A 12,700-nucleotide genomic window follows, 5' to 3' on the forward strand; every position below is an offset into this window, starting at 1 on the left:
CATGTGCTACCTGGCCGGGGAGACCGGGATCCAGGCGGCGATCGAGGACACCGGCGAGCCCGAGATGTACCACCTCCGCAACCCCGACCCCCACACCTACCGGGTCACGTTCCCGTCCGGCGACGTGCCGGCCACCTGCAGCGGCGACCCGATCGACTTCCCGTGCACGGCGGCCGACGTCCTGCCGCTGTACCCGGGCGAGGGCAAGACGGTGATGGTCGGCGAGAACGAGGCCGAGGGTTTCGAGCACGTGTGGATCCACATCACCGGCACCACCCCCAACTACCTCAGCGTCGTGTTCGACATGGTCGAGGACTACGTGCCCCCATCCGGCTGAGCGTCACGCTTGCGGCTGGACCTCCCCGAGACCTGGAGATGCGGGTAAGTCACGAAATCATCTACCAGTCGCCATGTGTGCAGAGACGAGGCGAGCTCCGCCGCGAGCCGGCCCGCTGCTCGCGCACCGGAAATCGGGGTTCGCGAACGATCCGAGTAGATGGCCTGCGTCACTCCCCCGTGCGCCCCCAGTCAGGAAGCAGGCGAGCTGTAGCAGCCGATCTGCTCGCCTCGCATTGCCGCCAATAGCGCCGAGGCGTCGCTCTGGAGGCGTGGGCAAGCGTCGGACGACGGTGCCAAGTCCGCGCGTTGTGCGTGCCCTCCAACGGCACTTCTGCCACGCGAGTTGAGCGCGCTCGGCCGCGCGTTCTGGGACACGCTGGCCTCTGCGATGCTGCGGCCAGAGCCGACTCGATCTGTGTGCCGCGCCGTCCGATGCTGGACGGCCATTGGGCCTGAACTCCCGCATCCGGGATCAGTCGATCCCGGACGGAGCGCTGCCGGGCTGCTGGCCCGCTCGGGACGCGCCGATCTGCCCAGTCGTCGTCGGCGACCGGGTCCGGTGACAGGTGTGTCTTTCAGCGCTCAGAGTCGTAAGCACAACCGGATCCATCCGAGGTCTCGCCCATAACGATCTGGGCACCTTGCGGCAGCGGGCGGGCAGCGTTCTGGGAGCGTGCTACGTGCCCTCTACCGAATCCTCTCTGGCAGCACAGGGGCCACCTCGTAACGGGGCTGTTCACGCTCAGCGTCGGCTTATGATCCTGGTTGCTGCTCTTGAGAGGGGATTGGGCTGGTGTCTGTTCCACACCGGGTCGCCGTGACCATGCGCGCCGATGCACTTGAACGCTTCATTTGTGTGGCGTTCAGCCCTAACGGGCGATTGCTGGCCAGCGGCGGAAGCTCCGTGCGACTCTGGGATCCAGCCCGGGGCCGGCCGGTGGGCGTTCAGATGAGCGGCCACAGCAAGTCGGCGCGTTCGGTGGCGTTCAGTCCCGACGGCGGGTTGCTGGCCAGCGCCAGCCTGGATGGGACAGTGCGATTGTGGGGTCCGTCCGGTGATCAGGTTGGCGCCCCGCTTACCGGCCATGTCGGCCCTGTGATCTCGGTGGCATTCAGTCCCGACGGACGGTTGGTCGCCAGTGCGGGCAGTGACCGGACCGTGCGATTGTGGGATCAGCGTATGCAGCCGCTGCACATTCTGAGCGGTCATGTCGGTGCCGTGTTCTCGGTGGCATTCAGTCCCGACGGCCGATTGCTGGCCAGCGCCAGTCAGCGCGGCAGCATCGACATCGACCCCAGGTACGCAGGGACGTTGCAGCTGTGGGACCCGTCCTCCGGCCAGCCTGTCGGCGACCGTCTGACGGGACATGACGGTTCGTTGAGCTCGGTGACGTTCAACCCTGACGGCCGGCTGCTGGCCAGCGGCGGCGGCAAAGAGGTGCGGCTGTGGGATCCGGTCTCCGGCCAGCAGGTTGGCGCCACTCTCACCGACAATTTCGGCGGCGTGAACTCGCTGGCGTTCAGCCCGGACGGGCTATTGCTGGCCGTCGGCTGCGGGTCAACGGAGGAGGGGTGCATCCGCTTGTGGGACGTGGCTACGAGGAAGATGGTGCGCTCTCTGGAGAGCTCCGGCATGGGAATAGGTTCGGTGACGTTTAGCCCCGACGGGCGATTCCTGGCCAGCGCCCAGGACGACGCAGTGCAATTGTGGCACTGAAGTCCCGAGCGTGAAGTCGGAGTCCTGACGGGTACGAGCTCATCGGCAGCGAGGACCAGGGACGCAGTGCCCGCGTCGTCGGCCCGACGACCTCGGCGTTGTCCGCTCGGACCCGACCCTCGACCACGATGGCCACGGGCGGGTCCAGCCGTCCCGCGGTCACCGTCGCCCGCACCTGGCCGATCGCGCCACCATTCGGCATGTGTCACGCGGGAACGACTCGATGACCGGCGCCAGCAGCGTGCTGCGGGAGACGCCCATGTGGGTGGTGCCGGGCAGCTGACGCAACCCGACGACATTCCCCGGCATCGACCCATCGTGGCACCACGCCGCCCCATCGCAGCGGCGGGATGCCCCCGGCGCGGCACCATCAAGGCCTCGACTGGGGCCAGCCGACAACGGGCCGCGAGCACGCGCCCGGCACCGAGGACACCCGGGTGTTGGTCCTGCCCGACGAGGCGGCCATCGATCGGGCGATCGTGGCGGTGGCCGGGGAGAGCGGGAGCGGGCGACCGGGTCAGGGTGACGAGGGCTCGTAGGCCGGTTCGGGAGTGTCGGGAGTGTCGGGGGCGTCGGACTCCGAGATGCCGATGCGCCGGTGGAGACGGCGCAGGGCCGGTGGCGCCCACCAGTTCGCGGGTCCGGCCAGGCGCATGAAGGCGGGGACGAGCAGGCCACGGATGACGGTGGCGTCCATCAGCACGGCGAGCGCCAGGCCGACGCCGAACAGCTTGAGGAAGCTGACGTCGGCGGTCCCGAAGGCGAGGAACGTGATGGCCAGCAGGACGGACGCGGCGCTGACGATCCGCCCCGTCCGCTCGAGACCGAGGGCGACCGACGCGGCGTTGTCGCCGGTGGCGTCGTACTCCTCCTTGATGCGGGACAGGAGGAACACCTCGTAGTCCATGGACAGGCCGAAGGCGATGCAGAACATCAGGATCGGCATCGACGTGTCGATCCGGCCGGTGGCGGTGAAGTCGAGCAGCCCCGACAGGTGGCCGTCCTGGAAGATCCACACCATGGCGCCGAAGGTGGCCGTGAGGCTGAGCAGGTTGAGCACCAGCGCCTTGACGGGGATCAGCACGCTGCCGGTCATCAGGAACAGGAGGACCAGGGTCGTGACGGCGACGATGGTCAGCGCCCACGGGAGCAGGCTCAGCAGGGTGTCCTTGGTGTCGACGAGCTGGGCCGCGCTCCCGCCGACCAGGGTCTCGAAGCCCGGGTCGAGGTTGCGGATGTCCTCGACCAGCTGCTCACCGGCTGCGGACTGGAGCTCGACGCCGGGCACGACCTCGAGCCAGGCGGTGCCGTCGCGCACGAAGCGCGCCGGGTCCACAGGGGGGCCGGCGGGCGTGTCGCCGGCGTCGACCGGGCCGCCGTCCTGGTAGACGCCGTCGGGCCCTTCGACCCGGGCGACGCCCTCGACGGTGGACAGGTCGGCGGCGTAGGCGGACAGCGCGGCCTGGTCGACGGCGCCGCCGGTGTCGGACTCGACCACGACGGGGAAGGCCGCGTCGGTGTCGCCCGGAAAGTCGGCCTGGATGCGTTCGGACACCCGCCGGGCCTCGGACGACTCGGGCAGCACCCGCTCGTCGGGGAGGCCGACCGACAGCCGCAGGAACGGGGCGCCGAGGACCAGCAGCACGGCGGTGACCGCGAGCGCGATCGGGAGCGGCCGGCGCATGACGACGGAGGCGACGCGGTGCCAGAACCCGTCGGCCTCGGCGGTGATCCCAGCGGCCCCACCGGCCCCGCCGGCCTCGGCCGCAGCCGCCGCCCGCTCGCGAGCCCGCCGCGAGTCGACCCGAGGGCCGATCGCCGCCAGCAGTGCGGGCAGGGTCACGATGGCGGCGACCATCGCCAGCAGCACCACGGCGATGCCCGCGTAGGCGAAGGACCTCAGGAAGTAGAGCGGGAAGATGAGCAGGGCCGACAGCGACACCGCGACCGTGAGGGCGCTGATCGTCACCGTGCGACCCGCGGTCTCGACCGACCGCACGACCGCGTCGGGCACCGAGAGGCCGCGGCCCAGCTCCTCCCGGTAGCGGGACACGATGAACAGCGAGTAGTCGATCGCCAACCCGAGGCCGAGGGCGGTGGTGAGGTTGATCGAGTACACCGAGACGTCGGTGATCGAGCCGAGCACGAACAGGACGAGCAGCGTGCCCATGATCGCCATGAGCCCGATGAGGAGCGGCAGGCTCGCCGCCAGCACACTGCGGAACACGAACAGGAGGAGCAGCAGCGTCAGGGGGATGGCGATGAGCTCGGCCCGACCCAGCGACGACTTGACGCTCTCGGTGATCTCGGCGCCGATGGCGTCGGGACCGCCCAGGGACACGTCGAGCACGCCCTGGCGGCCAGCCAGCTGGTCGTGGACGACGGCGACGACCTCGTCCTCCTCGTCCTCCTCGCCGGTGATGCGGGCGAGCACCAGCGCCTCGTCGCCGTCCGAGCTGCGCAGCGGTGGCGCACCGCCCAGCGACCAGTAGGACTCCACGTCGGTCACACCGGGGATGTCACGCAGGGCGTCGGTGAGGGCGATGCCGTCGGCGGTGGCGTCCGCTCCGTCGACGTCACCGGTCGACGATCGGGCGAGGAGCACCAGGGTCGGCGCGCCGCCGTCGTCGAACCTCTCGTCGAGGACGTCGGACGCCCGGGTGCTCTCGGCGTCGGGATCCTCGAAGCCGCCGTCCTGCAGCTTGCCGAACGCGCCCGTACCGATGGCGGCGGCGACGACCACGAACAGGGCGCTGGCGGCGAGCACGAGCCGTCGGCGCCGGACGGCGAAGGAGGCGAGGCGGGCGAGCACGGTCACGCGCCTCCGTCGGTCGCCGTCGTGGCCGGAGCGACCGTGAAGCTGAACATCATCCCGGTCTCGTGGTGCTCGGCGATGTGGCAGTGGGCCATCCACCGGCCGACGTTGCTGACGTCGAGCAGGATGTCCACGGTCTCCCCCGTGCGCACCAGCACGGTGTCCTTCCAGACCAGGTTGGGCTCGGTGATCCCGTCACGACCGAGCACGAGGAAGCGACCGGCGCCGTGGACGTGGAACGGGTGGTGCATCGGGTGGTCCCCGGCCATCTCGTTCAGGAGCCGGATCTTGACCTGGTCGCCGACGCGGAACCGCCAGTCGATGGCCTGGTTCTCGGCGCCGGTGGCGCGATCGACGATCTTCCAGCGCATGTTCGACGGCGTGCTCGCCCGGTTCATCTCGACCATGCCGTCCTCCCACTCGATGCCGCCGCCCACCGTCGAGTCGCCACGGCGGTGGCCGCCGGGGTCGTGCGCGTGGTCGTGGCCGCTGGGGTCGTGGGCGCCGTGGTCCATCTCCGCCAGGAAGGCGAGCACCTTGTCGGGCTCGGCCTCCAGGTACGGCGTGATCCGCTGCCGCTCCGCAACCATGTCGGCGTTCGTCCGCAGGGCGGCGAACCGGCCGGCCAACGGCGGATCGGGCCGGTCGCCGCCCACCTCGATCGACGCCAGCCGGTAGGTCCGATCCGGCGTGCGGTGCTCGAGGGTGAGCTGGCGGCGTCCGACGACGAGCACGTCCACCACGGCACGCTCCGAGGGCGCGAGCACCACGTGGTCCACCAGCTCCTCGCGCTCGACACGCCCGCTGTCGCCGCCCACGAGCTTCATGGGCGCTCCCGGCAGCGCCACGTCGAAGACCCTCGTGTTGGCCGTGTTCGTCAGGTAGAAGCGGACCACCTCGCCGGGCCGCGCTCGCAGCGAGAGATCGGTCTCGCCGCTCACCAGGAGGACGTCGCCGAAGCGGCCCATCGCCGAGTGCGTCGTCGTGGCCCGGCTGAACGGCGCGACCCTTCCGTCCTCGAGCAGGACGTCGTCGAGCGTGAGCAGGACCTCGCGGTGCACCGGCGGCCAGTAGTGGGGATCGGCGGGCTCGACGAGCACGTTGCCGTACAGGCCCATCTCCTGGCCATAGTCCTCGCGGATGTGCGGGTGGTACCAGTAGACGCCGGGGTCGGGGAACCTGACCCGGGCGGAGAACCGCTCGCCGACCGCCACGGGCCGCTGCGTCTCGTGCGTCCCGTCGTAGCGGTTCTCGAGCCGGAGGCCGTGCCAGTGGACCGTGGCCTCCGCGTCGCCCTGGTTCTCGACGTCGACGAGGACCTCCGATCCCTCCCGTACCTTGAGCGTCGGTCCGGGGATCGACCCGTCGTAGGCGAGCATCCGCACCGTCGCATCGCCGAGCCGCTTGGCCACGGGCGCGATGCGCAGGTCGAACACGTCGCCGTCCGCGAGCTCGACGACCTCGACGGCGCGTGCCGGCGGCAGGCCCGCCACCGACGTCGGGAACTGGTCGGAGCTCGGATTCGCCATGCGCGGGAAGCCTGACAGGCACCGTCCGGCCGCCGACGGCGACGCGGTCGGACGTGTCCTGTTTCCTGGGAAGCGTGTCCGTCTTGACCCTGGGCCCTGGGCCCTAGGGTTCCGATGTGGACCCGCGTCACGTCCTGGTCGTGTCCTACGACGGCGCCGAGCTCGTCGACATCTCCTGCGTCACCACCGGCTTCGACATCGCCAACCGGGTGGGCGCCGACCCGCCCTACCGGGTGCGGCTGGTCTCGCTCGGCGGCCGGAGCATCCGTTGCGACTCCGGCCTCGAGCTGCGGGCACAGGGCCGGCTCGAGGACCCCGTCGACGACCTCGACACCCTGGTCGTCGCCGGCGGGCTCGGCCACGACAAGGCCGCCGAGGACGGTCGCCTGGTCCAGCACGTGCGCCGGCTGGCCGGCAAGGCACGCCGGGTCTCGTCGGTCTGTACGGGAGCGACGGTCCTGGCGGCCGCGGGCCTCCTGGACGACCGCCCCGCGACGACGCACTGGTGGTTCGCCCCCGGTCTGGCCGAGCGGTACCCGAGGGTCTGTGTCGACGCCGGCCCGGTCTACATCCGGGACGGCAACGTCGCGACCTCCGGTGGCGTGACCGCCTCGCTCGACCTGACGCTCGCGTTCATCGAGGAGGACCACGGGCCGGAGGTCGCCCGGTGGGTCGCCCTCGGCATGGTCACCTACCTCAAGCGACCCGGCAACCAGGCGCAGATGAGCCTGTTCACCACGACGCCCCGCCCCCAGGACCGCCTCGTGCGCGGCGTCCTCGACCACGTCATGGCGCATCCCGACGGCGACCTTCGCACCGCCGTCCTCGCGGCCGACGCCGGCGTCAGCGTGCGTCACCTGACGCGCCTGTTCCGCGACCAGCTCGGGGAGCCACCCGGTCAGCTCGTGCGCCGCGTCCGGCTCGAAGTCGCCGCCCGGATGCTCACCTCGACCGATCTCCCGTTGCCCCAGGTCGCACGCGCCTGCGGCTTCTCGTCGGCGGAGACGCTGCGCCAGGCCTTCGTCGCCGGCTACCAGGTCACCCCCTCGCTGTTCCGGTCGACCCAGTCCACCGCCACCCAAGGCGGTCGTGGCTAGCAGCCCCTCATTGCCGTCCCGTGGAGGCACAAGATCCGTGACCCCGAAGTCCCCCGGCCCGACGTCGCTGACGTGGAGCGGCGTCACGGCTCGGCGGATGGCCCGGCACTCGCTGACCGCACCGGCCACCGACCTGGAGCCGGCCGACATCGCCGGCGTGCTGTGCGGAGCGCACGCCCAGGTCCTCAGCGCCGCCGAGCTCTCGATCGGGCGGCGCATCGCCGGGGCGACCCGTGCCGACGTGCAGCGCGCTCTCTGGGACGACCGCACCCTGGTCAAGACCTTCGGTCCGCGCGGCACCGTGCACCTGCTGTCCACCGCCGACCTGCCGATGTGGACGGGGGCGCTGTCGGCCCTGCCGTCGTCGGCGCCGCTGCATCCCGAGCCGGTCCGCTTCACCCGCGAGCAAGCCGACGAGGTCACCGCGGCCATCGGGGACGCGCTGGCCGACACCGAGCTGACCGTCGACGAGCTGACCGAGGCGATCGTGGATCGAACCGGTCCGTGGGCCGGCGAGCGGACGATGGATGCGTTCCAGGACAAGTGGCCGCGCTGGCGCCAGCTGACCAGCACGGCCGCGCACCGCGGCGTGCTCTGCTTCGGACCGAACCGGGGCCGCAACGTGACCTACACGAACCCACACCGCTGGCTGCCCGGGTTCCGGCCCGACGACGGCAACGCCGCCCTGCGCACCCTGGTCACGCGCTACCTCTACGCCTACGGCCCCGCCACGCCCCAGCAGTTCGCCCGATGGCTCGGCATCCCGCCGCGGCGCGCCGTCGAGCTGTTCGACGAGCTGGCCGGTGAGCTGGAGCCCGTCGAGGTGGACGGCGAGCCGGCCCGGGTGGTGGCCGGCGACACCGGGGTGCCAGCTCGACCGCACAGCGGGGTCCACCTGCTGCCGTACTTCGACGCGTTCGTCGTCGCGGGGCAGCCCCGGGAGCGGCTGTACCCCGGCGCGGCCGCGACCCGAGCGCTCACCCCGACGGGCCAGGCCGGCAACTACCCGGTGCTGCTCGTCGACGGCGTCGTCGGTGGGGTGTGGCACCAGCGGCGCTCCGGCCGGACGCTCGCCGTGACCGTCGAGCCGCTGCGGGAGCTGACCGCCACGCAGCGCCGGCAGCTCGACGACGAGGTCGACCTGGTGGGCGTCGTCATGGAGGCCCAGCCGACCCTGACGGTGGGCACCGTGACGGTCGGTCCCCACGCCTGAGCCCCGCCGGGTCAATGGCCGTGGAAGCCGTCCCATTCGGCAGGCTCGAGCGGTTTGTCACAGGTTGAACCCGCCGGAAGCCTCGACGTTCTCGCCGGTGATCCACCCGAGCTCGTCGGACAGCAGGGCGGCGATGACCTTGCCGATGTCGTCGCCCTCGCCGATGCGGCCGAGCGCGGTCTGAGCGGCGAGGGGAGGGATGACCTCGGGGTGGTGGGCGAACGCGTCGTTCCCGAGCCGGGTGCGCGTCGGTCCGGGAGCCACGGAGTTCACCCGGATCCCACGGGTGCTCAGCTCCTTGGCCAGGCACCGGGTGAGGACGGTCAGCCCGCCCTTCATGCTGGCGTAGGCGGAGTAGCCCGCCGTCAGTCCGGTGACGAGCGCCGAGTTGCTGGTGGTGTTCACGATCGCGCCACCGTCGGCGAGCCGCGGCAACAGCCGCTGGGTGAGGAAGTACGGCCCCTTGAGGATGACGCGGAAGAACTCGTCGAAGAGCTCCTCGGTGGTGTCCTCGAACATGGCCATCTGGCCGAAGCCGGCATTGTTGACCAGGTAGTCGAACGTCGGGCGCTGCCACCTGTCGTCCAGCTCGTGCACCACCTGCTCGGCGAAGTCGGCGAAGGACGCGCTGCGGCCGACGTCGAGTGGAAGCGCGACGGCCTCGCCCCCGTTGCCTTCGATCGTGGCGACGGTGTCCTTCGCACCGTCGGGGTTCGAGTTGTAGGTCAGGATGACGCCGGCGCCTCGTTCGGCGATGCGGATAGCTGCGGCTTGCCCGATGCCGGAGCTTCCTCCGACGACGACGGCGGCGGTCTTCACGTTGGTTCCTTCGTGGATCGGCATGGTTCGAGCCAAGCAGCCACGAGCGTCCGGGTGTGAGAACGAACCGGTCGAACTATTGCACGATCCTGCTCAGGTCCCGTCACGGCGCGCTGCGTTCAACGTGATGGCCGGCAAACCACATGTACATTTCTGCTCATGATCCGGATCGAGGCCCAGCTAGTCCGGTTGCGGACGCTCATCGCCCGGCACGCCCGCCCTGACGAGACGACCGCGATCGGCGGCGTCCTCCTGTCCTCGGCCGACACGACCGGCGAGCCTCGGGCGTCGACGACGGGGACGGTGTTCGCTCTGATCGCGCAAGGGGCGAAGCGCCTGGCCATCGGCGACCGGGTCTACGACTACCGGGCCGGCCAGTACCTCGTCGCCTCGGTCGACCTGCCGATCACCGGCCATTTCTCGCAGGCGAGCCGCCGTGAGCCGGCGCTCGGGTTCGGGCTCGCCCTACGCCCCGCGACCATCGCGTCGCTCCTGCTCGAGCCCGGCCCCTCGGCGTCGTCACGATCCCGCACCGCTGCGGCTCCCCCCGGGCTCGGGGTGGCCGACGCCGGGCCCGAGCTGCTCGATGCGGTGATCCGCATGCTGGCGCTGCTCGACGCCCCGGGCGACCGGGCCGTGCTGGCGCCGATGCTCGAACGCGAGATCCTGTGGCGGCTGATCACCGGACCGCTGGGCTCGAGCATCCGGCAGATCGGGCTGGCCGACAGCAGCATGACCCAGATCAGCCGGGCCGTCCGATGGATCACCGAGCACTACGCGCAGCCGTTCCGCGTCGAGGACCTCGCCCGCTCGTGTGGCATGAGCACGTCGGCCTTCCACCGGAAGTTCCACTCGGTGACCACCCTGAGCCCCATCCAGTTCCAGAAGCAGATCCGACTGCAGAAGTCACGCCTGCTGCTCATGACCGGCGCGGACGACGTCTCGACGGTCGGCTACCAGGTCGGCTACGACAGCTCCTCCCAGTTCAACCGCGAGTACAGCCGCCAGTTCGGCCTACCGCCCGGGCGTGACGCCGCCCGCCTCCGTACGACGGAGCGTCCGGCTCGCCCGAATCGGTGATGTTTCCGACGCTCTACGTGGGTTTCTAGTTACCCCTGGGTAACCTGCGCTCTGGTCAGTCACCGGGGCCCAATGCACCGGCGCACGACTCGACCCGGCGGACGGGACTCATGGGAGCTCTCGAACTTCCGGCGTGCCCGCCTTCGGGGACGCCGGGAGCCAGCTGGGACGCGCCCGTGCGATGGCCGCAAGAGCAGCGGCACGCCCGGGTTCGCGCAAGGCGTCAAGGGCGACGGCAGTCCCGAGGACATGTCGTCCGTTGCGTGATCCGAACGGACCGCAAGGCATGCAGGCGACGCTCATCAAGTCATCCGAGGTCGGATCGAACGCTCTCGCCGACCGGGTGCGTACCGCCACCCGCTCGGCAGGGCGAGGACTCCTGCTGACGTTCGTCCCCGCGCACGACGAGTCCGCCGGCATCGGCGAGGCGCTCCAGCACCTCCACGACCAGGAGCTGCCTCCCGACCTCATCGTCGTCTGCGCCGACAACTGCGCCGACGACACCGCGCAGGTGGCGGCGGCAGCCGGCGCCCACGTCTACGAGACCGTCGGCAACGTGCACAAGAAGGCCGGGGCCCTCAACCAGGCCCTCGACGTCGCGCTCCCCGAGCTGCGCGACGAGGACGCCGTCCTGGTCATGGACGCCGACTCGTTCCTGGCGCCCACCTTCCTCGCCGAGGCCCAGCGTCACCTCCGTGACGGCGTCGGCGGCGTCGGCGGCGTGTTCACCGGCCGGGCGGGCGGCGGCTACGTCGGCATGCTGCAGCGCAACGAGTACGCCCGCTACGCCCGCGACGTCACCCGGAAGAGCGGCAAGGTGCTGGTCCTGACCGGGACGGCCACGCTGTTCTCGGTCCGGACGCTCCGCCACGTCGTGCAGGCGCGGTCCGAGGGACAGCTGCCCGGCGACGCGCAGGTGTACGACACCAAGGTCCTCACCGAGGACAACGAGCTGACCCTCGCTCTGCGCCACCTGGGCTACAAGGTCATCGCCCCGAAGGGCGCCCGCCTGACCACCGAGGTCATGGAGTCGTGGCGCGACCTGTACCGGCAGCGGCTGCGGTGGAAGCGCGGCGCGATCGAGAACCTCCGCGGCTATGGCTTGACCCGGGTCACGCTGTCGTACTGGATGCGCCAGGTCGTCACGTTCCTGGGCGTCCTCGTGACCGCCGCCTACCTGGCCTCGCTGCTCTGGTCGCTCGGTGCCGACCACAGCCTGCACTTCCAGCCGATCTGGCTGGCCGTGACCGGCATCTTCATCCTCGAGCGGGTGGTGACCGTGCGGTCCCGCGGGCCGGGGCAGATGGTGCTGGCGGCGGGCCTGGTCGTCGAGATGGCGTTCGATCTCTTCCTGCAGGGCGTGCACGCCAAAGCCCTGTGGGACGCCCTCACCAACAGCGAGAGGAGGTGGTAAACGTGTACGACAAAGCCCTGGTGAGCGGGAGCGCAGCAACTCTTGCGACGCTTCCTGTGACCGGCTTCAGCGTGGTCTGGTTCGTCATCGCAGGCTTCGCTCTGCTGATGGCCGGCGGAGCCTTGCTGCGGATCACGCCGCGGAAGCACTCCTGACCGGCGCGGGTGATCGAGTGTCCGGCGGGCGGAAGCTCGTCGGCGCCGACGCCCGTCGGTACCCTCCCAGCCCTACGACGCATCGGATCCTTCGGCTGGTGGCGAGGTCGGCTCCCGTCCGGGTCGCGCCCGTGCTCACGATGTTCGTGGTGCTCGCAATGCTCGCGGGGCTCCTCGCATCGTGCGGCGGCGAGGAGCCCGAGGCCGAGGCCGTGCCCGTCCTCGCCTACCACGGCGTGACGACCGATCCCGCGGTGGTCGACCTTCCCTCCATCCCCGGCTTCTTCGACGTGCGGCTGACGGCCTTCGAAGAGCAGATGGCGTACCTGCACGACGCCGGGTTCCACACGATCACCCCGTCGCAGTACCGCAAGTGGGTCGACGGGGAGGAGGTGTCGCTTCCCGCCAAGCCGATCCTCCTCACGTTCGACGACGGGCAGACGTCGGCCCAGCTCGCCACGCCGGTGCTCGACCGGTACGAGTTCCAGGCGGTCATGTACGTCGCCTCCGGCTTCGCCGACG

General features: G+C 70.7%; 12 protein-coding genes. 9 read left to right on the plus strand and 3 right to left on the minus strand.

All coding sequences use genetic code 11. The features are described from left to right. The 3 genes from VK611_13575 to VK611_13585 form a co-directional block, all read left to right on the plus strand. A partial coding sequence (locus tag VK611_13575) for a hypothetical protein (GenBank protein HMG42362.1) occupies positions 1-337 on the plus strand: 337 nt, incomplete at its 5' end. 825 nt (positions 338-1,162) lie between these two features. Continuing rightward, positions 1,163-2,056, plus strand: coding sequence for a WD40 repeat domain-containing protein (locus VK611_13580; protein ID HMG42363.1), 894 nt, complete (start codon positions 1,163-1,165; stop codon positions 2,054-2,056). Positions 2,057-2,406: 350 nt separating this feature from the next. Then, positions 2,407-2,595, plus strand: a complete 189-nt coding sequence (locus VK611_13585; GenBank protein ID HMG42364.1) for a hypothetical protein — start codon at positions 2,407-2,409, stop codon at positions 2,593-2,595. On the opposite strand, the gene VK611_13590 is transcribed toward VK611_13585, so the two are convergent. After that, positions 2,574-4,874, minus strand: a complete 2,301-nt coding sequence (locus VK611_13590; protein ID HMG42365.1) for an MMPL family transporter — start codon at positions 4,872-4,874, stop codon at positions 2,574-2,576. The two genes, VK611_13585 and VK611_13590, sit on opposite strands and share 22 nt — an antisense overlap. Further along, positions 4,871-6,400 (minus strand): multicopper oxidase family protein, encoded by a 1,530-nt coding sequence (locus tag VK611_13595; GenBank protein HMG42366.1) that lies wholly within the window; start codon positions 6,398-6,400, stop codon positions 4,871-4,873. Before VK611_13595 ends, VK611_13590 begins: the two co-directional genes overlap by 4 nt. Before the next feature lie 116 nt (positions 6,401-6,516). Here VK611_13595 and VK611_13600 point away from each other — a divergent pair, with 116 nt between their 5' ends. Both VK611_13600 and VK611_13605 read left to right on the plus strand, forming a co-directional pair. Further along, a complete protein-coding gene (locus VK611_13600) occupies positions 6,517-7,497 on the plus strand; it encodes a DJ-1/PfpI family protein (protein ID HMG42367.1) in 981 nt (326 codons plus the stop codon). A gap of 37 nt (positions 7,498-7,534) precedes the next feature. Continuing rightward, positions 7,535-8,710 (plus strand): winged helix DNA-binding domain-containing protein, encoded by a 1,176-nt coding sequence (locus VK611_13605; GenBank protein ID HMG42368.1) that lies wholly within the window; start codon positions 7,535-7,537, stop codon positions 8,708-8,710. 57 nt (positions 8,711-8,767) lie between these two features. On the opposite strand, the gene VK611_13610 is transcribed toward VK611_13605, so the two are convergent. Beyond that, positions 8,768-9,553: an SDR family oxidoreductase gene (locus VK611_13610; GenBank protein HMG42369.1), complete on the minus strand. Its 786-nt coding sequence runs from the start codon at positions 9,551-9,553 to the stop codon at positions 8,768-8,770. Positions 9,554-9,688: 135 nt separating this feature from the next. Here VK611_13610 and VK611_13615 point away from each other — a divergent pair, with 135 nt between their 5' ends. From VK611_13615 to VK611_13630, 4 genes are all read left to right on the plus strand, one after another. After that, complete coding sequence (locus tag VK611_13615) at positions 9,689-10,609, plus strand: AraC family transcriptional regulator (GenBank protein ID HMG42370.1); 921 nt, start codon at positions 9,689-9,691, stop codon at positions 10,607-10,609. Positions 10,610-10,895: 286 nt separating this feature from the next. Continuing rightward, positions 10,896-12,023: a glycosyltransferase family 2 protein gene (locus VK611_13620; protein ID HMG42371.1), complete on the plus strand. Its 1,128-nt coding sequence runs from the start codon at positions 10,896-10,898 to the stop codon at positions 12,021-12,023. Between the two features lie 2 nt (positions 12,024-12,025). Then, the gene (locus VK611_13625; GenBank protein HMG42372.1) at positions 12,026-12,178 is read left to right on the plus strand and encodes an LPXTG cell wall anchor domain-containing protein; all 153 of its coding nucleotides are present in this window, start codon (positions 12,026-12,028) and stop codon (positions 12,176-12,178) included. A 98-nt stretch (positions 12,179-12,276) separates the two neighbouring features. Then, a partial coding sequence (locus VK611_13630; GenBank protein HMG42373.1) for a hypothetical protein occupies positions 12,277-12,700 on the plus strand: 424 nt, incomplete at its 3' end.

This window comes from Acidimicrobiales bacterium (assembly GCA_035316325.1).
Lineage (GTDB): Bacteria > Actinomycetota > Acidimicrobiia > Acidimicrobiales > VFJN01 > DASXTK01.

Excerpts from the sequence above, each read along its gene's own strand:
- VK611_13620 (HMG42371.1), top strand. The coding sequence starts at position 10,896 with ATGCAGGCGACGCTCATCAAGTCATCCGAGGTCGGATCGAACGCTCTC.
- VK611_13610 (HMG42369.1), bottom strand. The coding sequence starts at position 9,553 with ATGCCGATCCACGAAGGAACCAACGTGAAGACCGCCGCCGTCGTCGTC.
- VK611_13580 (HMG42363.1), top strand. The coding sequence starts at position 1,163 with ATGCGCGCCGATGCACTTGAACGCTTCATTTGTGTGGCGTTCAGCCCT.
- VK611_13585 (HMG42364.1), top strand. The coding sequence starts at position 2,407 with ATGCCCCCGGCGCGGCACCATCAAGGCCTCGACTGGGGCCAGCCGACA.
- VK611_13615 (HMG42370.1), top strand. The coding sequence starts at position 9,689 with ATGATCCGGATCGAGGCCCAGCTAGTCCGGTTGCGGACGCTCATCGCC.
- VK611_13595 (HMG42366.1), bottom strand. The coding sequence starts at position 6,400 with ATGGCGAATCCGAGCTCCGACCAGTTCCCGACGTCGGTGGCGGGCCTG.